The sequence below is a fragment of the Paenibacillus sp. URB8-2 genome (assembly GCF_013393385.1).
Classification (GTDB): domain Bacteria; phylum Bacillota; class Bacilli; order Paenibacillales; family Paenibacillaceae; genus Paenibacillus_AQ.
In genome coordinates this window covers 5,068,082-5,091,624 of record NZ_AP023239.1, presented here as the reverse complement: position 1 = coordinate 5,091,624, position 23,543 = coordinate 5,068,082, and the positions used below count along the sequence as shown (strand labels likewise).

General features: G+C 47.8%; 16 protein-coding genes and 2 pseudogenes. 17 read left to right on the top strand and 1 reads right to left on the bottom strand.

Annotated features, from left to right (window positions below):
* Positions 1-15 precede the first annotated feature (15 nt).
* From PUR_RS23640 to PUR_RS23595, 10 genes and pseudogenes are all read left to right on the top strand, one after another.
* Entirely contained in the window at positions 16-441 is a 426-nt protein-coding gene (locus tag PUR_RS23640) for an acyltransferase family protein (protein ID WP_179037316.1), read from the top strand.
* Positions 442-773: 332 nt separating this feature from the next.
* A complete protein-coding gene (locus PUR_RS23635) occupies positions 774-1,697 on the top strand; it encodes a glycosyltransferase family 2 protein (protein WP_232101620.1) in 924 nt (307 codons plus the stop codon).
* Between the two features lie 681 nt (positions 1,698-2,378).
* Positions 2,379-3,401, top strand: a complete 1,023-nt coding sequence (gene rfbB / locus PUR_RS23630; protein ID WP_179037315.1) for a dTDP-glucose 4,6-dehydratase — start codon at positions 2,379-2,381, stop codon at positions 3,399-3,401.
* Positions 3,402-3,406: 5 nt separating this feature from the next.
* On the top strand, positions 3,407-4,270 hold the full coding sequence (gene rfbD / locus PUR_RS23625) for a dTDP-4-dehydrorhamnose reductase (protein WP_179038048.1): 864 nt from the start codon (positions 3,407-3,409) through the stop codon (positions 4,268-4,270).
* 154 nt (positions 4,271-4,424) lie between these two features.
* Positions 4,425-5,408: a glycosyltransferase gene (locus PUR_RS23620; protein ID WP_232101619.1), complete on the top strand. Its 984-nt coding sequence runs from the start codon at positions 4,425-4,427 to the stop codon at positions 5,406-5,408.
* A 204-nt stretch (positions 5,409-5,612) separates the two neighbouring features.
* On the top strand, positions 5,613-6,809 hold the full coding sequence (locus PUR_RS23615; protein ID WP_179037313.1) for an IS66 family transposase: 1,197 nt from the start codon (positions 5,613-5,615) through the stop codon (positions 6,807-6,809).
* A 106-nt stretch (positions 6,810-6,915) separates the two neighbouring features.
* Positions 6,916-8,581, top strand: a pseudogene (locus PUR_RS26690) (IS1634 family transposase).
* A 339-nt stretch (positions 8,582-8,920) separates the two neighbouring features.
* Complete coding sequence (locus PUR_RS26425) at positions 8,921-9,094, top strand: hypothetical protein (protein ID WP_232101616.1); 174 nt, start codon at positions 8,921-8,923, stop codon at positions 9,092-9,094.
* 220 nt (positions 9,095-9,314) lie between these two features.
* Positions 9,315-10,289, top strand: a complete 975-nt coding sequence (locus tag PUR_RS23600) for a glycosyltransferase family 2 protein (RefSeq protein WP_179037312.1) — start codon at positions 9,315-9,317, stop codon at positions 10,287-10,289.
* A 245-nt stretch (positions 10,290-10,534) separates the two neighbouring features.
* Positions 10,535-12,298, top strand: coding sequence for a DUF3329 domain-containing protein (locus tag PUR_RS23595; protein ID WP_179037311.1), 1,764 nt, complete (start codon positions 10,535-10,537; stop codon positions 12,296-12,298).
* Between the two features lie 137 nt (positions 12,299-12,435).
* On the opposite strand, the gene PUR_RS23590 is transcribed toward PUR_RS23595, so the two are convergent.
* Positions 12,436-12,663: a transposase gene (locus tag PUR_RS23590; protein WP_232101615.1), complete on the bottom strand. Its 228-nt coding sequence runs from the start codon at positions 12,661-12,663 to the stop codon at positions 12,436-12,438.
* 419 nt (positions 12,664-13,082) lie between these two features.
* Between PUR_RS23590 and PUR_RS23585 the strand changes: the two genes are divergently transcribed.
* From PUR_RS23585 to PUR_RS23555, 7 genes and pseudogenes are all read left to right on the top strand, one after another.
* A complete protein-coding gene (locus tag PUR_RS23585; protein WP_179038046.1) occupies positions 13,083-14,030 on the top strand; it encodes a glycosyltransferase family 2 protein in 948 nt (315 codons plus the stop codon).
* Positions 14,027-15,433, top strand: a complete 1,407-nt coding sequence (locus PUR_RS23580; RefSeq protein WP_179037309.1) for an undecaprenyl-phosphate glucose phosphotransferase — start codon at positions 14,027-14,029, stop codon at positions 15,431-15,433. The genes PUR_RS23585 and PUR_RS23580 overlap by 4 nt, the downstream gene beginning before the upstream one ends.
* Before the next feature lie 92 nt (positions 15,434-15,525).
* Positions 15,526-16,407: a phosphatidylinositol-specific phospholipase C/glycerophosphodiester phosphodiesterase family protein gene (locus PUR_RS23575; RefSeq protein ID WP_179037308.1), complete on the top strand. Its 882-nt coding sequence runs from the start codon at positions 15,526-15,528 to the stop codon at positions 16,405-16,407.
* A 147-nt stretch (positions 16,408-16,554) separates the two neighbouring features.
* Positions 16,555-17,271, top strand: coding sequence for a heptaprenylglyceryl phosphate synthase (locus PUR_RS23570; protein WP_179037307.1), 717 nt, complete (start codon positions 16,555-16,557; stop codon positions 17,269-17,271).
* A 67-nt stretch (positions 17,272-17,338) separates the two neighbouring features.
* Entirely contained in the window at positions 17,339-19,690 is a 2,352-nt protein-coding gene (gene pcrA / locus PUR_RS23565; RefSeq protein WP_179037306.1) for a DNA helicase PcrA, read from the top strand.
* A gap of 127 nt (positions 19,691-19,817) precedes the next feature.
* Positions 19,818-21,842, top strand: a complete 2,025-nt coding sequence (gene ligA, locus PUR_RS23560) for an NAD-dependent DNA ligase LigA (protein WP_179037305.1) — start codon at positions 19,818-19,820, stop codon at positions 21,840-21,842.
* A gap of 438 nt (positions 21,843-22,280) precedes the next feature.
* Positions 22,281-23,433, top strand: a pseudogene (locus tag PUR_RS23555) (IS110 family transposase).
* Positions 23,434-23,543 lie beyond the last annotated feature (110 nt).

The window sequence follows — 23,543 nt, the reverse complement described above, 5'->3', positions numbered from 1 at the left end:
TTGTGAGGTTTAATATTGAAGACTCGAATAGAGGGACTCGACTTACTGCGCTTTGCTGCAGCTTTTAGTGTTTTATTATATCATTATTTTTTTATTGGCCCTCTTCAAGGATATTGGCCACAAAATCAATTTCTTTCTATTGCACACTTAGGGGATTTTGGTGTTGATGTATTTTTTATCATCAGTGGATTTGTTATAAGTGTTTCAGCCGAAGGAAGGACTTTTAAACATTTAGTGAAATCACGATTTTTACGGATTATCCCTGCCTTGTTTGTATGTTCCTTAATAACAGCCTGCACCTTCAGCTTACTGCCAGGAGTTTCTGTAAGGGATACATTTACTCGCTGGGTTACCAGCCTTGTATTGTTTCCAGAGGTTTTTGGAAGAGAACCATTATCGGTGTATTCTGGACGCTACAGATTGAGGTCAAATTTTATATAATAATATCAGTGCTTATTCTATGTAAGATTTGGACGAAGTATAAATATAGTTTTTTGCCGGTTTGGCTTATTCTTTCTTTGGTAAATGTATTTTAGCTAAACAATAAAATTCTAAATGACTATTTATTAACTAAATATGCTGGGCATTTTATTACTTGCATATTATTATACCAAATTCGTGCAATGCATTTTTTAGCAATAAAATTATTGTTCGCAAGAATAAAAATGAAAAATTATCGATTGATTAACAATAGTAGCTACTCAATTGTATTTTTTAAAAGGATGGAAATATAAAAGTACAATAAAAAGTTTGTTAGAAGGGTTAATACCACTATGATGGGTAAAGTTCAAATATTATTATCAACATATAATGGTGAGCAGTATATAGAACAACAATTGGATAGTATTTTGAACCAAACGTATAAGAATATTTCTGTATTAATCAGGGATGATGGATCAGAAGATAATACATTAATTATAATCAAGTCATATATTAGGAAATACCCAGGCATATTTTCTTTAATAGAGGCAAGGAATGTTGGAGTAATTAATAGCTTTTTTGAATTAATCCTGAATACAGATGAAAATGCCGAATACTTTTGCTTCTGTGATCAAGATGATAGTTGGCTCTCACATAAAATTGAGTACGCTGTAAAGGAGCTTAGTGTAACAAATCCTACTGTTCCTGCATTGCATTTTACTTCTACTTTTCCTACAAATGATATGTACAGGACCGAAAAAATTTGGCCACGATTAAGAAAAAAACCTACTTTTTATAATGCACTTATTGAAAATGTTGCTGTTGGTGCAACTATTACATTTAATCGTTCAGCAAAAGAGTTGATTAAATATAAAATGCCTAATTCGAGTAATATTATTATGCACGATTGGTGGTTATATCTTGTTGTCTCCTCGTTAGGTGTTATCATATACAATAAAGAGCCTTCAATTTTGTACAGACAACATAAATCTAATTTAATAGGTGCAGATGTATCTTGGGTAAAAAAATACAAGAAGAAATGGTACAGATTTAAAAGTAATAAAAACAAGCACTTCTTATATCATCAAGCGTATGAATTTCAGAAGATTTATAAAGATCTACTAGAAGACAATGAAAGAAGAGAACTCGATTTATTTCTATTACCAAGAGAGAAGCTTAATAGTAAATTATATTTTTTAAAGCATACAAAGCTTTATAGACAATCATGTAGTGAAAATCTGCTTTTTAAATTTCTTGTAATCCTTGGCTATATTTAATTTTTTTGTGAGGCCTGAGTAATTTACTTATAAGAGATTTTGAATAATCCTAGTAGGTAGTCAAGCCGATGGCACTGGTTCTCGTTTTATTCTCTGACTAAAGCAACAGTTCCTCTTGGGTTGTGTCTAATACTTTATCCGCAATTGATAACGTAAAACAGGTCGGTACTCAGGCCATTATGATCGTACCGTTTAAGAGGTATATAAACGATGTGGTAAATTTGCTTGGAATTGATGACTTAAACAATTGTATATAATAAAAGTAAATGAATTAACATAAAGCGTTCTTCAAAGATGGTGGATCGGTGCCGGAGTACTCTTCATTAGCCGGAGTACTCTTCATTAGCCAGAGTGAATGAGCTGGCAAAATATAATATTTTTACTGAAGTATACAGGGGATTGGAATTATAAAAAACTACATAAGGAAAAGCTGTTGCCAGACACCCAATGATTATATAAATGGACGAATATTATTCCCGAGAGAATGACTGCGGCATATTATGAAGTGATTCGTGCGTGCCATTGATTAGCCTATGGCGAGGTTCTGTAATATCGGACAAAGATCAGCTCTAATCGCTGTTAAAGGTTGAGGAGCTGAATTTTGATTAATTTGTATGACGAATTCGCTACTCCCGAAGCAGGAGCGTTAAAACCATTTATCGAACAAAAAGGTGGTCACCCATGAAACTCCTTATCACCGGCGGAGCCGGTTTTATTGGCAGTAACTTTGTCATCTACATGCTTCAGCAGCACCCGGACTACAAGATCGTCAATGTGGATGCGCTCACGTATGCGGGAAACCTGGAAAATCTAAAATCGGTCGAAAATTATCCGAACTACACGTTTGTAAAAGCGGACATTACGGATGTTCAGGCGATGGACGCTTTGATTGGTCAGGGTGTGGATGTAGTCGTGAATTTTGCGGCGGAGTCTCATGTGGACCGGAGTATTTTGGAGCCGGATGTATTTGTGAAGACGAATGTGCTCGGGACTCAGGTGCTGCTGGATGCGGCGAAAAAGCATAAGGTCACCAATTTTGTGCAGGTTTCTACCGATGAAGTGTACGGTACGCTTGGGGCGACCGGTCTTTTTACGGAAGAGACACCACTGACGCCCAACAGCCCTTATTCCGCCAGCAAGGCGGGCGGAGATTTGCTGGTGCGCGCTTATCATGAAACGTTCGGTCTGCCGGTTAATATTACGCGCTGCTCGAACAACTATGGCCCTTACCAGTTCCCGGAAAAGCTCATTCCGCTGATGATCTCTCGCGCTTTGGCTGACGGGGCGCTGCCGGTGTACGGCGACGGCATGAACATTCGCGATTGGCTCTATGTGGAGGATCATTGCAGCGCGATCGATCTGGTCATTCATAAGGGTGTATTGGGTGAAGTGTACAACATCGGCGGCAATAATGAGCGGACGAATGTGCATATTGTCAAGACGATTTTGCAGGAGCTGGGTAAGCCGGAATCGCTGATTACGTACGTGCAGGACCGTCCGGGGCATGACCGCCGCTACGGCATTGACCCAACGAAGATAATGAACGAGCTTGGCTGGAAGCCGAAGCATACGTTTGAGACGGGGATCAAGGAAACGATCCAATGGTATTTGAACAATAAAGAATGGTGGACTCGCATCCCGTCCGGAGAATACCAGAAGTATGCCGAAAAACAGTACGGCAGCCGTTTGGGGGATGCCCTGTAATGGCGATGAAGGTTCTTGTGACGGGAGCGGCGGGACAACTCGGCCGTGATGTGGTGCTGCTGCTGGAAAGCCGGGGGCATGAGGTGCTGGCCTGCGACCGGCAGGAGATGGATATTACCGATCTCGACCAGTGCGGCAAGGTAATTGGAGAATTCGGTCCTGAAGTCGTTATTCACTGCGCCGCGCATACGGCGGTGGATGCCGCAGAGACGGATGTTGACGCTGCATACTTGATCAATGCCGTGGGCACACGCAATGTTGCGCTCACATCGGAGAAAGCCGGCGCCAAACTGGTCTATATCAGTACGGATTATGTGTTCGACGGACAAGGAAGCCAGCCGTATCATGAATACGACAACACCGATCCCAAGAGCATCTACGGCAAGTCCAAACGAGCCGGGGAAATTCTGGTGCAGACCTTGTCGTCCAAGTATTTTATTGTGCGCACCTCGTGGGTGTATGGAAAGTACGGGAATAATTTTGTCAAAACGATGCTGAAATTTGGCCGGGAAAAACCGGTACTGCAGGTCGTGGATGACCAGAAGGGCTCACCAACGTATACGGTGGATTTGGCGAATTTCCTGCTGGAATTGATCGATACTGAAAAGTACGGAGTTTACCACGCCTCCAATACTGAAGTTTGTACGTGGTATGAGTTTACCCAGGCGATTTTTGCCGAGGCGGAGGAGATTCTGGGACTCAAGTTAACCGCCAAGCTGGAGCCATGTACGACGGAACAGTTTCCGCGGCCCGCTCCGCGTCCACGAAATTCGGTGATGGAGCATTTATCGATACGGACGAATGGTCTGCAGGATTTGCCGCCTTGGCGTGAAGGTCTTAAGGCATTTTTGGCTGAACTGCGGGATTAGCATATGGAAGCTTATAACTCTCGGTCTGCAAGTCAGGCCGGGAGTTTTTGTTATTTAAGGACAATCCGTTTTCCGTTATAATTGCCCTATGACCAACAAAACCATCAGTATACATATCGTAACCTACAACAGCCAAGAGGACATTATAAATTGTTTGGAAGCCGGGTTCCGGCAGGACTATCCGATAGAAAAAATCATTATAGTGGATAATGCCTCGAGTGACCATACGGTGGAACGGATTCAATCCCGGTACAAAGTTAACAATGTTGACAATGGTCTCGGACTACCCGAAGATTCGGCGGCGGGCGTTACTCATACGGAAACTCCAGCTGCCTTAATTGAACAACCAGTGTTCCCTCTCTACCTCCTGCAAAATCAAAGCAACACCGGCTTCGCCCCTGCCCACAACCAGGCGATTGCCGCGAGCGATGCTGATTACGTGCTGGTGCTGAACCCCGACGTTACACTGGCGCCGGATTATGTGTCCAGGCTGGTTGCCCGGATGGAAGCCGATCCTGAAGTCGGCAGTGCCACCGGAAAGCTGCTGTTCAAGGCGGCCCAAGGTATGGTGGACAGTACGGGGCTGCGGATGAATAAGGCCCGCAGGGCCTTTGACCGGGGAGCAGGTGAACCGACGGAGAACTGGATGGAGTCGGGCGAAGTATTTGGGGTATCGGGCGCGGCGGCGATGTATTCGCGGCTGATGATTGAGGAGATCAGCGTGGATGGCGATTTTTTTGACGCGGATTTTTTTGCCTATAAGGAAGATGTCGATGTGGCGTGGCGGGCGCGGCTGCTGGGCTGGAAGGCGTATTACGACGCGGATGCGATCGGGTACCATGAACGGGGCTGGAAAGCATCGGGCCGCAGCGGAAAGCCACTCTTCATCCGGCGGATCTCATACATCAACCGCTATAAGATGATTTTTAAAAATGAGCCGTTTCGGACCATGCTCAAGACGATTCTGTTGTCTCTTCCTTACGAAATCGCCGCTCATGGATATATGCTGCTGAAGGAGCCGAAGATGCTAAAGGCGTGGAGAAGTTTTTTTGCGCAGTGGGGTTCACTGAGAAAGAAAAGAAAATGGGTTCAGGACAGGGCGAAGCGTAAGAAAGCCCAGCGGTGCAATGTCAAGTAGGTGAAATTGCGGAATTGGAAAAAAGTTAGTCTGAAGTTACTATTCACAGCCCCGAAACCATAATTCCCGCACACGCCATCGGCGTCAAAAAAGTCGAAGGCGTATTGCCATGTCTTCTCACTATCCATTGAATAAAGAAATGATCCACATTCTTCTACATCCATGATACACTCAAGCCATAGAGTGAAAAGGGGAATTCTTCCTATGGCGGCGAACTACGAACGCGGATTATATAAAGAGTACGAACGGTTGCTGACAGAAAATGAAGCACTGAAAGCAGAACGTGTGACCTTGCCAAACGAGAGTCGCTTGCTGCAGAAGGAAATCCAACTGCGGGAGCGGCTAGAGGCGGAACTCACAGAGAAGATGGCCGAGAACGAGGCGCTCAAAAAGGAAATCCTGCGCCTGAGCGGGATGCTGAACCTAGACGGTACCAATAGCGGTGTTTCTACCGCGCGGACGCCTCTCTCCGAGAAGAAGGTGATCCCCAATTCGAGAACGAAGAGCGGGAAACCGATTGGGGGACAGCCGGGGCATGCCAAAAACAAGCTCCATGCCTTTGCGGAGGAGAAAGTGACGGAAACGAACGTCCACAGGCCGAAAGCCTGTTCTTCATGCGGCGGACAGGTAGAAGACACAGGGAAGGTCATCGACAAGGACGAGCTGGATTACGGAGTCGTCGTGATCAAAAGGCGTCATCGGTTTCCCGTGTGCAGGTGCGCAGATTGCGGGCATGAATTCCATCTCCCGATTCCGGCAAGCCTCAAGGAAGAGAATCAGTACGGGAGCCGTGTTCAGGCGCTCGGTCTGTCGCTCATGAACATCGGGAATATGAGTGTGAACAAAGTGCGGAAAATGATCTACGGCCTAAGCGAAGAGGAGATCCACCCGAGTGAAGGGTATCTGATGAAGCAGCAGAGAAAGGCTGCCGGAGAACTCCAACCTTTCATTAATGGGTTGAAAAAGAAATGCCTGACGCTGGGTACGGTCTACTGGGACGACACGGTCATCGACATCAACAAGTGCAGAGGATGTCTGCGTTTTTACGGAAATGAGCAAATAGCGTTATACACGGCGCATCTGCATAAAAACAAGGAAGGGCTGGATGACGACGGGATCCTGAAGCTGCTCCCGGCAGAGACGATCGTTATGCACGACCACAATAAGGTCAACTACAATAAGGCGTACAGCTTCAGCAATATCGAGTGCAATGTCCATCTCTTGCGGGATCTTCAGAAAACGACGGACAACCTGCCGCACAGTTGGTCATCTGAATTGAAAACACTCCTTGAGAAGACCAATACGGACCGAAAGGCTGCCATGGAAAGGGGCGAGTCCGCCTTTGACGATGCCGATGTGAGGACGTTCTTCCTAACCTTCGATCGGATCATGCTGAGCTGACGTTTCGCACCCTGGAGTCCCCTAAGAAAAGAAATAAAAGCAAAAATGAAATAGGGTGAGCGTGTCGAATACCTCTGTAGAGTGAATAACGTGCGGAGGAAAGCAGATGAACCCAAATATTCAAATCGAATCGATCTATGCAGCAGGGTATTTGAATCTTATTAGCCAAACGATGAAGGACATGAAGATTCCCCAGACGATTGATGAAAAAGTACCCTATGATAAGCAGTGCCTGGTTAGTCCGGGCGAAGTGGTACAAATGATCGTAATGGACATGTTAACCGGTCGACAAGCGCTGGTTCACATGGCGGAGTGGGCCAAACGCCTGGATGTAGAGAAGTTGCTGCGCCCCGGTGCGCAAGCCTCTTTCTTTAATGACGATGCGATCGCACGGCATTTGGATCGGATCAGCGATGCGGACATCCATGAACTGTATTCGACACTGGCACTGCAAGCTTGGAAGTACAACCCGGATACCGTACTGGCTTTTCATAGCGATACGACCAGCAAATCAGTGTACGGAGCGTATAAAGACCCCCAAGAAGGAGACTTGTTCATCACGGAAGGCTATAGCCGTGACCGCCAAGGAGACAAGCAGTTTCAGTATGGACTGATCGTAGACGGACAAGGGCGCCCGGTCTATGGCGATGTCCACGACGGCAACCAAAACGATAAAAGCTGGAATCCCGAGGTACTGAAGGCCTTGGATGCCCAACTGCAAAAGGTCAATCTGCAAGGCTTTATCTATGTAGCGGACTCAGCCGCGATGACGCGCGAAACGCTGGAACAAGCCAGGCAGGCTAAAGCGTATCTGATCACACGCGGCAGTAACAACTTGAAGATCGTGAAGCAGGCATTGGAGCAAGCCGATGGGCAGGAAGACCGCTGGTCAAGTCCTCAGGCATTCGCCTCTTCCAGCGGCAGTGCCCAGTACCGCCTTCAAGAATTTGCAGCGAACTATGAAGGACATGCCGTTCGGCTGGCCGTCGTCGAATCCAGCGCACTGGATAAGAAGAAAGCCCATACTCTGGAGAAACGCGTAAGTCAGGAACACGAACAGATCACGGATGCGATGAAAGCCCAAGGGAAAATCGTGTTCCACTGTGAACATGACGCGCAGGCGGCGCTGGGGCAATGGCTGGCTGATCATCCGGTGCACTTTCATTAACTGGAAGTACGATCCGAAGCCTATGAAGAAATCTTGCGTACGCGAGGCCGCCCTAAGAAAGAAGCCGTGCCGGAAGTCGTCACGCGGTACAAATTGGGTTTGGCCCGGTTGTACCGGATGAAGAAGCGATTCAAGCGGCTCGCCGCAAGGCTTCCCGGTTTGTGCTGGTGTCCACGGCTCCCGCAGCATTTCAGGGTAAATCCATGGATAGCGCTGCGCTCTTACAAACGTACAAAGGACAAATTCGAGTCGAATGTAACTTTTCGATTTTGAAGGATCCTTATTTTGTCGATGAGATCTATCTGAAAAAGCCGCATCGTGTGGAAGTCCTGGGCTATTTGTTTCTGATCGCGCTCTTGGTGTATCACACGATACAGGGCAAGGTTCGCAGCCAACGAGCGAGCGCCATCCACTGATTGCGACTACCAAACGAAAACTGGCGCAACCGACGACGCGGGAAATCTTTCGGCTGCTTGAATACGTGCAGGTCATTATCTTTCGGATGCCCGACGGCAGCCGCTTTCGCCAATTGGGTCAACAACTGACGTCGGAGGAACGGCGATTGTTGGCGCTATTTGGCTATGATGAGTCCATCTATATTTGAATGGGTTTGGAGCACGATCCACATTCTCTCTCCAGCGAAACTTTTTCCCGCCAACGTGCGCTGACGCATTCCGGCCACTTGATTTACGTTGCTCTGGCATCCCGTTTCAAAAAACCGATTGAAATGTTTCCCATTTGGTATCTGTAGGGTGCGAAACGTCAGCTGAGGGCCGTAGAGGAGAATAAAGCGGATTGCAACACATATTACGGGAGCGAGGAGAGAGCGCTGATCCTGCGGATTCCGGACTACAAGGACAACTATCTCGCCTGGGTCGTGAACTTCGAATTGCCCTTCTCCAACAACCTTAGCGAAAGGGCGCTACGGGGGATCAAAAGCAAAATGAAAGTCTCCGGCCAGTTCCAGTCCGAGGAAACGGCAGGGCACTATGCGGCGGTCAAAAGCTACATCGAAACCTGCTACCGGAACGGAATCAATGAAGTAGCGGCGCTGACGAGACTATGCAATGGCAACCCCTATACCGTGAAGGAGATCTTCGCTGACAGCGGTGAGTAATCACCGTCTGTTGTCGTGCAGAAAACCAGGATGGAAACAGGGCAGATGCCGCCGGCTCCCCCCGCCGCGCGTCCGCCCTTTTTATTTTCGACTGTGAATAGTAACTTTTGACTTACCGTACCTAAGTTGGTCTTCGAAATTTGAGTAATTTGTAATAGAATTGTGATATAATTATATAAATTTAAATATGGATATTCATATTGTTATAGGAGAGCTAATGATGAAAACTATTTCTATTCTGATACCTGCTTATAATGAGAAAGACGTACTAAATTTATTATATGACAGGTTAACGACAATAATTAATAGCTTAGGATACTATCATTTTGAAATATTGTTTGTGAATGATGGCAGTACTGATGAAACTTTGGATATTATCAAATCCTTTAGAAAACTTGATAATAGAATTTCTTATGTAAACCTATCTAGAAACTTTGGTAAAGAGATTGCGATGATTGCCGGATTAGATTATGCAAAAGGTGATGCTGTAATTATTTTAGATGCAGATTTACAGGATCCACCTGAATTAATTCCAGAAATGTTAAGGTATTGGGAAGAAGGTTATGATGACATTTTCGCCAAAAGACGAAGCAGAGCTGGTGAAACCTGGTTGAAAAAATTGACGTCATCTACTTTTTATAAAGTATTAAAAAAAATATCTAATATACCTATACAGGAAGATACAGGTGACTTTCGATTATTAGATCGTAGATGTGTAAATGCATTAAAACATCTGCGTGAGTCCCAAAGATACACCAAAGGAATGTTTAGTTGGATTGGATATAAAAAGAAAGAGGTATTATTTGATAGGGATCCTAGGGCAGCAGGAGAAACAAAATGGAGTTACTTTAGGTTACTAGATCTAGCGATAGAAGGTATCACTTCATTTACTATTGCTCCGCTACGTCTATCAGCTGTATTTGGTTGTTTTATTTCTTTATTTGCTTTTCTATATATGATCTGGATCATAGGGAAAACGCTCCTCTTTGGGGAATCCGTTACAGGATACCCATCACTAATGACTGTAATTTTGTTTCTTGGCGGAATACAATTACTTTCAATAGGGATAATTGGTGAATATTTAGGTAGAGTTTTTAATGAAACTAAAAATCGTCCACTCTACTATATTGATGAATACAATGATGAAAGAAATAATAACGATACTAAACTAGTAGTGTCTAAATTATGTGAGTAAATGATGAGAGACAGTAAAAGAGAAATTATTAGTTACATTATCTTTGGTATTCTTGTGACAGTTGTTAATCTTATTGTTATGTAATACTAACCAAAGTAAATGGAATGGATTAGAAATGTAAATCGCGGAATTTTCTTAATAGTAAGAGAGTTAATGTTGTTTGTGATCTTTTAGATTTCTCTCATTACATAGCCAGTAAGGTATACATTTTTAAAAAATGAACAAGTAAACTAAAGGGGTTTAAAATGATAAATTACAAAAAAGGAATAATCTTATTTTCTATAGTACTATTTGTGTTTATTATGGCGATAAATATTTTCCAACCTTATACAGCTGATGAATATAATTATAGCATAATTTCTGGGACTTATGACCAAAAAGTATCAAATTTAATAGATATAGCAAAATCTCAATGGCACTTATTTTTCACATGGACTGGAAGAAATTTAGTGCACTTTACTTTACAACTTTTACTATTGACAGGAAAGGATATCTTTAATTTTCTAAATGCGTTGATGTTTATTTCATTGATATTTTTAATAGTATTATATACCAGACTAACTCGTTTTAATAAAAAAGAAGATTTTTTATCCTTTGTATTTGCTTTATTTTTAGTTTGGTTTGGTTTACCTGCATTTGGAGAAACTGTTATTTGGGAAGCTGGCGCTGTTAACTATTTATGGGTAGCTGTTGTAAGTTTAGTTTTCTTACTACCTTATCGACATTTATTAGATGGCAAATACTTATTAAGAGATGACAAGAAGTCACTTGCGATTATGGTAACTCTAGGATTACTAGCAGGATGGTCTCAAGAAAATCAAGCTATTGTTAATGTATTTGTTATAGGGTCGATCTCTCTTTATCTTTGGTTTATAGTTAAAAAAAGAATGTTTCCAAAGTGGTATTATGGTGGGTTGTTTTCTTTAGTACTTGGGAGTTTAATGCTTTTTCTTGCACCTGGTAATTTTAATAGAAGTACTTCCGTGGATAATGAATTTACTCTAAGTGAAATGTTTCAAAACTTCAAAAATGGTTTGGATCTAGTGTTTTATGAGCAAAGATATCTTTTTTGGTTTTTAGGTGGGGTAGTAGTAATTCTTTTATTAATGATATTTTCGCGTAATAATCTTTTTAAATCTAAAAATACAGATGTTTACTTATCAGCTGCATTCATTTTAGGCGGGTCACTTTCAATTATTGCTATGTTCTTTTCTCCTGAATTTCCTCCTAGGTCTACATTTGCGGCTGGTATTGCATTTATAGTTTCAATTTCTTTAATAATAAATAGTAAACTTTTATATTCACTAAATAAAAGACTGTATAACTTACCACTAATTGTTTTGGTGTTAATATTATTCAATTCAATGATATTTAATTTTCAACAATATAAACAACTTAATAAAGAACATCTGAACAGAATTGAAATTATTAGGGAACAAGTTGAAAAAGGTAATTTAGATGTCAAGGTCCCATTTTATCAAGATGTCAAATTTAATATACATATGTTTGGATGGGATATCACTGCTGATAAAGATCATTACTATAATAATATTATGACAAGGTATTTTGGTTTAAACACAATTAAAGGTATTAAAGGTGATCATATAGAGACATCTACTTCATTACAGATTGAATTCGATAATAACCTTGAAACGAATACTTACAGTGCATATTATGACATAGGGAAAGGCTTTAATAATCATCATATGGTTGGAGAATATATAAAAGATAGTGAGCTTGCCAAGGAAATAGTATTCCCAATACCAGAAGATACAGTTCAGAATTTAAGAATACAACTTGGGAAAGGAGAATACTTAATCCGCTCTATTAAAGTTGAAAAAGATAATGAAACTTATAAGCTTGGGCCTACACAAATTATGAGTTATCTTGTTCCAAGTGATGGCATTAGTGAATATGCTGTGATAGAAGATTTTGTAAAGGTAAAAGTTAATAGTAATGATTCGTTTCTCGAAATAAGAGGCTTTAATTATAAGTTTCCAGATTTCTAAACTTCTAGACAGTGGCATCAGCTAAAAAGAGAAGAAATATCAGAATCATCATACGACGGTGTAATGTGACTCATCATGCTGAACTCTTGTCCCAATCTAGTACAGCATCAGTCTTTAAATTTATGGATAGAGGTGCTTTAATTTAATGCGAGCATCATCGGTCGTAAATTGCCAATCCACACTCCTTTGGCTTTGGTTACGGGATTGCTCCCACGCTTTGGGGTGTAATGAATCTCCAGTCGCTTGGCTAAACGAAGAGCCGTTTCCGGATCAAACGCCTGATAGAGCGAAGCGATGGAATGGGTATTCAAGTTATCCATGATGAGCTTGATTTTGGGGGCATCGGGATAGTGAACGTCCAGCAACTCTCTCACCTACTCGGCCCAGTCGATTCGGGTTCGTAGACTCCGTACCTCCACATGCCGCCACCCCACCAAGGGCTCCGTAAAGATGAAGATACTGCAGGTCCCGTTTCGCTCGTATTCGCTGTATTCTCGCAGGGGCTTGGCCGGTTTCATGGGAATCCAGCTGCCGGACTCCATCCAGAAGCTGAAACGGTTTTTCGTCCATGCAAATGACTGGGCAGTTCACATCGTAGGGTTCATGATACACTTCCAGCACGTCTTCCATCGCCGCTACGAAGGCCGCGTTTTGCTGGGGAGGGATGCACCATCATTTCCCGGAGGTGAGCTTACTTGAGGGTATCCCGTTATTGATCGCGGTTTTATGCTATAATATTGTCGATAGATTACTATTTTTGTCTGGAGCGTAAGCAAAAGTGAATATCGATGCGAGCATCATCATTGTCAATTACAATACGTGCCGCCTGACAGTCGATTGTCTGCAGTCGGTGTATGACTCGGAAACTAAATATGCCTATGAAATTATTGTGATAGACAACCATTCCTCCGACGGATCAGCAGATGTCATTCGGGAAGGATTTCCGCAGGTGAATCTTATCCAGAATCGGGAGAACACCGGATTTGCGCGGGCCAATAACCAGGGAATGAATATTGCCAATGGCAGATACATTCTGCTGCTGAATTCGGATACGGTGGTCCAGCGGGACACGCTGGAGACGATGATTGCCTTGATGGACCGGCGGCCGGAGCTCGGGGCTTCGGGGTGCAAGGTGATTTTACCGGATGGAAGTCTGGATAAGGCATGCAAACGGGGATTTCCGACCCCTACGGCTTCCTTCTATTATGCGTTCGGGTTCAGCAGGCTGTTTCCCGACAACCCGCGATTCAACGGTTACCAATTGGGATATCTTGACCCTGACAAGGAATATGAAGTGGATTGTCTGGTCGGAGCGTTCATGCTGGTAAGGCGGGAGACGATCGAGCAGATTGGCGGACTGGACGAGACCTTTTTTATGTACGGTGAGGATCTCGATTGGTGTTACCGGATCAAGGAAGCCGGCTGGAAGATTTACTATTATCCAAAAGCATTCATCGTGCACCTGAAGGGCGGCAGCGCGCGGCGCAGACCGCTTAAGATCATCTATGAGTTTCACCGCGCCATGATTGTCTTTCACCGTAAGCATTACAGCAGGCAGTATCCTTTTATGGTGAATGGGGCCGTATACGCCGGAGTAGGCGTCAAGTTTGCCGCAGTCCTTTTGCGCAATGCCCTGACGTTTGGACAGCGGAAGCAAGTGCCTGTGCCAAGCCTCTCTACCGCGGGTGACGCCGGCACGCGTTCCGAATCGAATACCGAGGTGAGATTATGATTCGCCGCAATCAGCGGTTTTTGACGCAGCTTTATATGGTCGCCGACTTCATTATCATTCAGGCTGCTTTTCTGCTATCCTGGTGGTTGAAGTTCAAGAGTGACTGGATGCCTTACGAGAATCATATGACGGTAGAATCGTATGCGTACTGGAGCTTAATTTATGGAGGAATCGCCGTTCTGCTCGGTATCCTGCTTACGCTGTATATGCCCAAACGGAAGAAGCGGTTTGCCGATGAGTTCCTGAAGATTTTCCAGGTGCATGTGATGGGCATCTTCATCCTGCTCGGCCTGATGTATTTTGTGAGAGAAATCGATATTTCCCGCCAATACTTGTCCATTTATATCGGCATTATTATGCTCTCGACCATGCTGTACCGGTATGTACTGAAGAAGATGCTGAAGTCTTTCCGGGAAAAAGGGCTGAACCGTCAATTTGTGCTCATTCTCGGGGCGGGCACGCTGGGCAGAAGAATTTACGACAATCTCGGGAATTACCCCGAGCTCGGTTATGAGATTATCGGTTTTCTGGACGATTACCAAGCATGGGACACGCTGGAGTCCAAGCGCTATAAGCCGATTCTCGGCAAGCTTGACGAGCTGCCGAAGGTGCTTGAGACGATGCTGATCGATGAGGTGGTTCTCGCTCTGCCGCTGGATGCGCACCACAAGTTTTCCACGATTATCGCGACCTGCGAACGGGCAGGGGTCCGAACGCTGATCATCCCGGATTTCTTCGACTACCTGCCTGCGCGTCCGTACTTCGATAATTTTGCCGGAATGCCGATGATTAATGTGCGCGATATTCCGCTGGACATGACGGCCAACCGGATGGCCAAGAGGCTGTTCGATATTATATTTTCGCTGTTCGCCATTGTGGTAATGAGTCCGATTTTGCTGATTGTGGCGCTTGGAGTGAAGCTGACTTCACCGGGGCCGGTGATTTTTCGGCAGGAGCGGGTGGGTCTCAACCGCCGCACGTTCACGATGTATAAATTCCGCTCGATGAAAATGCAGCGTGACGGCGAGGAGGACACGGGCTGGAGCACGGAGCAAGATCCGCGGAGAACCCGGTTCGGGACATTTATCCGCAAAACGAGTCTGGATGAGCTTCCACAGTTCTTCAACGTGTTGATGGGCCACATGAGCGTAGTCGGTCCGCGGCCGGAACGCCCCTACTATGTGGAGCAGTTTAAAGGAGAAATTCCGAAGTACATGGTCAAGCACCATGTGCGTCCCGGAATTACCGGCTGGGCGCAGAGCAACGGTCTGCGGGGCGATACCTCGATTGAGGACCGGATCAAGCACGATATTTTCTATATCGAGAACTGGTCGCTGCTGTTCGATATCCGGATTATTTTCAAAACGATCCGCAACGGTTTTATCAATAAGAACGCTTATTAATGAGGTCATCATACATCCGTTTCCCCGCTCCGCCGCTTGAAGGCGGGGCGGGGAATTGTTTTTTACAGACTATTTCCAAAGGAATCCTGCATATGAAGAAAAAAACAGTATTGTCGTTTGCGATTCTGTTCTCGATGGCTTTAATCTTATTGCTGGTGAATTCTCGTAATGATGAAGATGAGTCCGGAACGGGACTGGCCGCTTACCGGGTTGTCGCCCATGCGATGGGGAGTGTAAACGGTCATAAGTATACCAACGTCTTCGAAGCTTTTGTCGCCAATTATGAAGAAGGCACGAGGCTGTTCGAGACTGATCTGCTCATAACGAGCGACGGCAGGCTGGTGGCCAGGCATGAGTGGACGAAAAATATGAGCAAGGAGCTAGGACAACTGGACGTTCTGCCTGCGGACAAGCAGGGGAAAGCTCTCAGCTACGATGATTTTATGAACACGCCGATCCTGGATATCTACTCTCCGATGGATTGGGATACCGTTCTTGATCTGCTGCAGCATTATCCGGATGCTTACCTTGTGACAGACATCAAGAAATCCGGCGGGACGTTCGGGAAGGAATTTGAAATGCTGGTGGAAGCGACCCGGGAGCGCAATCCTGCGCTGCTCAGCCGGATTATTCCGCAGATTTACAACCGCCCGATGCTGGAACAACTGAACAGGATTTATGCTTTTCCGCATGTGATCTATACCTTGTATGAATCTCAAGACACCGATGAGCAGGTCATCGGATTTGCCAAAGAAACGGGTGTCGATATCACGATGCCTGTCAGCCGCGCAAATGCCGGGTTTGTAAGCAGGCTAAAGGACGCCGGCGTGCGCGTGTACGTCCACACTGTCAATGATATGAGGGAAATTCGCAGGCTGGACCGTTTGGGGGTGGACGGATTTTACACCGATTTTGTCTCCGAAAACGAGGTGAAGACGTCGGGGGGACTATGGCAGTCTTTGTGGCGGCAATAGGCATAAGACTGTAGTCGTTGGGAAGCCGGAGGGATTGACGGAAAAGGCGAAAAAATGTTCGTATTTAATTGACACGTCCAGCCGGCTATTTTAACATATAAGAAGTATAAGCTTGATGCTTATTAAACCGAATAAGGATGGAAGATCATGACTGTGGTGCGACAAATGATTGAGAACTGGCGTCATGTGTTCAAGCTGGACCCGGACCGCGATATCGGTGAAGAAGAGCTGAGGGCAGTCTGCCAGTCTGGTACGGATGCCATTTTGGTGGGCGGGTCTACAGGCATCACCTATGTTAATACCGCCCGTCTCATGTCCAGAATACAGGGTTACGGTGTGACGTGCGCTCAGGAAGTGTCTGATCTATCCGCTGTCGTGCCCGGCTTTGACGCCTATATGATTCCCATGGTGCTGAATACTCCCGATTCGGCATGGATTATCGGCCACCATCGAAGAGCCGTCGAGCGATACGGTGATTTTATCCCCTGGGAGCTGCTGTTGACCGAGGGTTATATTGTGCTGAACGGAAATTCCGCCGTGGCCCGCCTGACCGGTGCGGATACGGGGCTGTCGGCGGACGGAGCGGCTGCCTGTGCGCATATTGCGGACAAGCTTATGACTCTGCCTATCGTCTATCTGGAATACAGCGGCAGCTTTGGAGATGTGGAGACAATGAAAGCCGTGCGCGAAGCCGTAGGCCGTGCCCGTCTTTTCTACGGCGGAGGAGTTGCCGGACAAGAAGAGGCGAAGCTTGCGGCTTCTCTGGCCGATACGGTTGTCGTGGGTAACATTATTTATAGTGATATCGGGCGGGCGCTGTCGACGGTCAACGCGGTTAAGCAGACGCCGCCATCTAGCGAATGATATAGTAGTTCTATATAGAGCTACTCATGAAATAAGCGATTTAAGCTTGGAAAGGGGCATGTCCTACATGCAATCCGTTAACATACAAGAAGCCGTAAGCCGGCTCAATCCTCCCCAGCGCCAGGCGGTCGAGGCGACCGATGGTCCGCTGCTCATTATGGCCGGAGCGGGAAGCGGCAAGACAAGGGTGCTGACCCACCGCATCGCCTGGCTGATCGCTAATCGCAAGGCTCCGCCTTGGGCGATTCTTGCCATTACATTCACGAACAAGGCGGCAAGGGAAATGCAGGAACGGGTGTCCAAGCTTGTAGGCCCGGAAGGCCGCGATATATGGGTATCGACGTTCCACTCCATGTGCGTCCGGATATTGAGGAAGGATATTGAGCGGATCGGGTTTACGTCCAATTTTTCGATTCTGGATTCCACGGACCAGCTCTCCGTTATCCGCGGCTGCATGAAGGAACTGAATATCGACACGAAGAAATTCGAGCCGAAGGCGGTGCAGTCGATGATCAGCACGGCCAAGAACGAACTGGTAACGCCTGCGCAGTATGAGATGAAGATCGGGGATTATTTTGAAGGCCTCGTTGCCAAAATATATACGATGTACCAAAAAAGGCTCAAAAGCAACAACTCGCTGGATTTCGACGATCTGATCATGACGACGATCCAGCTGTTCAAGGAAGTGCCCGAGGTGCTGGATTTCTACCAGCGGAAATTCAAGTACATCCATGTGGACGAGTATCAGGATACGAACCGGGCGCAGTACATGCTCTGCCGCATGCTGGCCGATGGCCATCACAATATTTGCGTCGTCGGCGACAGCGACCAGTCGATCTACCGCTGGCGCGGAGCCGACATCAGCAACATTCTCAACTTCGAGGAAGACTATCCGGAAGCCAAAGTTATTTTACTGGAGCAGAACTACCGTTCAACTTCGAATATTCTGAACGCCGCGAACGGCGTTATCGCGCTGAATACCGGACGCAAGCCGAAGAAGCTGTGGACGGATTCGGAGGAAGGTCCGAAGATCAAGGTGTACCGGGCCGACTCCGAGCATGACGAGGGTTATTTTGTATCCGGAGAAATCAGCAAAAATGTTAAAAAAGGAAATTCATACCAAAATCATGCTATTCTGTACCGAACCAACGCCCAGTCGCGGGTCATAGAGGAAATTCTCATTAAATCGGATATTCCATACCAGATTGTCGGGGGCATCAAGTTCTACGACCGCAAAGAAATCAAGGACCTGCTGGCTTATCTGCGGCTGCTGTCCAATCCCGATGACGATATCAGCCTGACCCGGGTCATCAATGTTCCCAAAAGAGGACTCGGAGATACAACAGTGTCCAAGCTTGCCGACGCGGCGGCATCCCGAGGCATCTCCATCTTCCGGGTGCTGGAGACGGTGGACGACCTGGGCTTCGCCGGACGGACCCGGAACGGGCTTGTAGAGTTCTACGACATGATTCTGGCGCTCCACCGGATGGTGGAATTCCTGTCGGTGACCGAGCTGACGGAGAAGGTGCTGGAAATGTCGCAGTACAAGCTGGAGATGCAGAAGGAGAACACGATTGAATCTCGCTCCCGCCTGGAGAATATCGACGAATTCCTATCGGTGACGATGGAATTTGAGAAGAATAACGACGATAAGTCGCTCGTTTCCTTTCTGACCGATCTGGCTCTGATCGCCGACATCGACAGCATGAACGATACGGAAGAAGACCGCAGCGACGCCGTCGTGCTGATGACGATGCACAGCGCGAAGGGGCTGGAATTTCCGGTCGTGTTCATCGTCGGGATGGAGGAAGGGGTGTTCCCGCACAGCCGCGCCTTCCAGGACAATGATGAGCTGGAAGAAGAGCGGCGGCTGGCGTATGTGGGCATTACCCGGGCCGAGAAGCAGCTATTCCTCTCCTGCGCGCGGATGCGCACGCTGTTCGGGCGGACGACGGCCAACCCGCCGTCCCGCTTTCTGGACGAGATTCCTGAGGAACTCAAGGAAGACACCGTCATGAACGCCGACCGTTTCCGCCGGGGCGGCGATGTAGGCGGAGCCTACGGCGGCCGCGGCTTCGGCGCAGGCGGCCGCGGCAATTTCGGCGGCGGCCGGAGCGGAGCGGCCGCGGCTTCATCGCCGGGCGCCGCTGCAGGCTACGGCGGCGCTTCGGCGTCCGCGGCGGCGGGCCGCAGCCGCGTGACCGTGACCTCAGGCGGAGCTGCGGCCCGCCCGGCTGGAGGAGGAGCGTCCGCCGATTTCAAGGCGGGCGACAAGGTCTCGCACGGCAAATGGGGCGTTGGCACCATTGTCGCCGTGAAAGGCAGCGGCAACGATATGGAGCTGCAGATCGCCTTCCCGGCGCCGGTGGGCGTGAAACGGCTGCTCGCAGGATTTGCGCCGATCACTAAGGTGGAGTAAGAGATTTCGGCTGTAGATGGCAAGCTCCGACTTGGAGCGAGCCATCGGCCTGGGGTTTAGGAACCGGCTTTTGGATTAGGCTGAGGAATAAGGAAACTATTCGGGATGGCGGAGGGATGTCTCAAGCATGGACGCAATGCATACGATGGAAGAGCTTGTGGCGGAGCTGAATAAATATAACTACCACTACTATACGCTGGATGCGCCGCTCGTCAGCGACAAGGAGTACGACGCCCTGTACGACAAGCTCGCCTCCCTTGAGGCCGAGAGCGGCTTTGTGCTGCCCGATTCGCCTACCCAGCGCGTCGGCGGCGAGCTGCTGAAGGGCTTTGTGCCGCATCGGCATCTTGCTCCGCTCTGGAGTCTCGACAAGGCGCAGAACATTGAACAGCTCCGCAGCTGGAACGCCCGGGTTCTTCGGCTGGTGAACGACTATAACAGCAAGAATCCCGAACAGCCTCTTCCGGAGCCCTGCTATGCCGTGGAGCTGAAATTCGACGGTCTGACGCTGAACCTGACCTATCGTGACGGTAGGCTGGTTCAGGCTTCCACACGGGGCAACGGCACCACGGGTGAAGGCATTTTAGCGCAGGTGAAGACGATCAAATCCGTTCCGCTGACGATTCCCTTCAAGGAAGGCGTCATTGAGGTGCAGGGTGAGGGCATTATGAATTTGTCGGTGCTCGCCGACTATAACCGGGCGGCGGCGGAGCCGCTGAAGAATGCGCGCAACGGCGCGGCCGGGGCGCTGCGCAACCTGAATCCGAAGCTGACGGCGGAGCGTAGGCTGAATGCCTATTTCTATAATATTGGCTACTCGGAAGGCATAGATTTCCATGATCATCGGGAAATGATGCAGTTTTTACGCGATAACCGGTTCAAGGTTAATCCTTATTTGACCTATTTTGACAACTTCGACGAAGTGACGGAGCAGTTGGCTGAAATTGAAGAGGGCCGCTCCAAGCTGGACTACCTGATCGACGGCGCGGTCATTAAAATTACCGATTTCCGTATTCGCGAAGTGCTGGGTTATACGGACAAGTTCCCCCGCTGGGCGGTCGCCTACAAATTTGAGGCGGAGGAGACGACCACCGTGCTGGAATCGGTAATCTGGAATGTGGGCCGGACCGGCAAAGTGACGCCGCTGGCGCGGGTTGAACCGGTAGAGCTGGCCGGCGTTACCGTACAGAATTGCACGCTTAACAATGTCGGCGACATTGAGCGGAAGAACCTGAAACATGCGCTAGGGACCCGCGTCTTCATCCGCCGATCCAATGATGTCATACCGGAAATTCTGGGGAAGGTGACCGAAGAGAATGACGGCGGGGAGATCATCTATCCCGAGCATTGCCCGGCCTGCGGTTATCCGCTGGAAATGCGGGGAGCGCATCTGTTCTGCAACAACAAGCTGAACTGCAAGCCGCAGATCGTTGCAAGAATTACCCATTATTCCTCAAGGGACGCGATGGACATCGAGACCTTCAGCGACAAGACGGCGGGACAGCTGTACGAGGAGCTGAACGTACGCGAGCCCGCAGATCTCTATGAGCTGACGCTGGAGCAGCTCGTGAAGCTGGAACGTTTCGGCGAGAAGAAGGCAAGCAATCTTCTTCAGGCGCTCGAAGAGAGCAAGGGACGGGATCTCGCTTCCTTCCTGTACGCGCTGGGCATCCCGAATACCGGCAAGGCTACGACCAAGATGCTGGCCGATCATTTCCGCGATCTGAATGCCGTCATGACGGCGAGCGCGGAGGAACTGTCGGCGCTGCCCGATATCGGCGGCATTGTGGCCGAGAGCATCGTTTCCTTTTTTGCCGATCCGTTCGTGGTCACAGGCATCCGCCGCCTGCTTGATTTGGGCGTTCAGGCCAAGGCGCCGGAAGCGCCGGCTCCGGTTGTGAGCGATTCCTTCTTCAGCGGCAAAACGGTAGTCCTGACCGGAACGCTCCACAAGTTGACCCGGGACGAAGCGGCCGAGAAGCTGGAAACGCTTGGCGCCAAAGTGACCGGCAGCGTATCGAAGAAGACCGACCTCGTCATTGCCGGAGAGAAGGCGGGCAGCAAGCTGGCCAAAGCGCAAACGCTTGGCATCCCGGTCATCGAGGATGAGGAAGAATTGCTCCGGCTGCTGGAGGGCGGAACGCCGTCCTAAAGTGCAGGGGGCCATCCCGCGTTGCAGGACTTAGGCGAAGACTAAAGATATGCTGCCTGATATTTCGGTAGCATGCCATGCGGATTACCACCGTTTCTTAAGGCTGGTTATCGCTGCCTTGCTGGCAGTAACGATCTATAGAATGTTAAAGACCCGTTCGAAGGGGCTTCCTTCGAACGGGTCTTTTTTGAAATATAAGACTCCCATGCCGCTAACGCGGCACCACTGAATAATGAAAATATGGGCGATACTGGTTACTGGGCTGGCGAAGGTAGGTCGTACTTTCTTGGTGTCACGAACCCGGATATCAGACGGACCCCAACGACCCGGTGCATCACAGATTGTTGCTCCCCTTGGGGAAGCACGCAGGGCAGAATAACCTTAGCATTGGTCTTTGCACCAGCCTTAATTAACGCCAGCAGGCAGGAGAAGCAAAGCATGGAAATCCTGATTGAACGTTGCTGTGGATTGGATGTGCACAAGAAAAGCATCACCGCATGTATCATCACCCCGAAAGGAAAGGAGATTCGAAGTTTTGAAACCCTGACCAGACGACTGGTCGATCTGGTGGATTGGATCAAAAGCGAGCGGTGCAGCCATGTCGCGATGGAGAGTACCGGGGATTACTGGAAACTGATTTATAACCTGCTTGAACTGGAAGACGTCAAGCCGGTCGTCGTGAACGCTCAGCATATCAAAGCGGTGCCTGGGCGAAAAACGGATGTAAAGGATGCGGAATGGATTGCCAAGCTACTCCGGCATGGACTGGTGCAAGGGAGCTATATTCCCGATCGGGAGCAGCGAGAGCTTCGGGAAATTATTCGCTACCGGCGAAGCATCATCGAAGAACGAGCCCGGGAAGTAAACCGACTGCAAAAGGTGCTGGAAGGCGGAAATATCAAACTCTCGTCGGTGGCCTCCAATGTGCTGGGCGTATCTGGACGGAACATGCTGGAAGCGATGATTCAGGGAGAAAGTGATCCCTCGATCCTGGCTGACTTCGCGCAAAAGAAGCTGAAGGCCAAGAAAGAGCAATTAAAACTGGCGCTTGAAGGTAGCTTGGGGCCGCATCAGCTGCTCATGCTGGAAAAACAGCTGTCGCATATCGACCAATTGAACGAGTTAATCACCGAACTGGATGAAGAAGTGGAACGCCGAACAAATTCTGGCGGAAATCGGGACCGACATGACACGGTTTCCAAGTCCGGGACATTTATGTTCCTGGGCAGGAATGACTCCAGGTCACGATGAAAGTGCCGGGAAAAAGCGGTCAGCGAAGACCCGAAAAGGGAACAAAAAACTGCGAAGTGCGCTGGTGGAAGCGGCACGAGCCGCGGGACGAAAAAAGAATACCTACCTGTCGGCCCAATATCACCGGATCGCAGGCAGGCGAGGAAAAAACAGGGCAGCAGTGGCTGTCGGACATAGCATCCTGACGATCGTTTATATCTTGTTAACGCGAAAGCAAGAATATAAAGAACTAGGATTTGATTATTTCGATCAACGAAACCGCGACATGGTGATGAACCGTTCCATAAAACGATTAGAATCCTTAGGATACCAAGTGAATCTGACGGAACAAACGGCCTGACAGCCGATTTTAAAAAATATACAATCTGGGGTTTGTTTTCGTATGCACACTTTTAGTGTTCTGGAGCGACTTTATTTTCAGGGCAGAAAGTATAAGCTTCGCGCTTATCC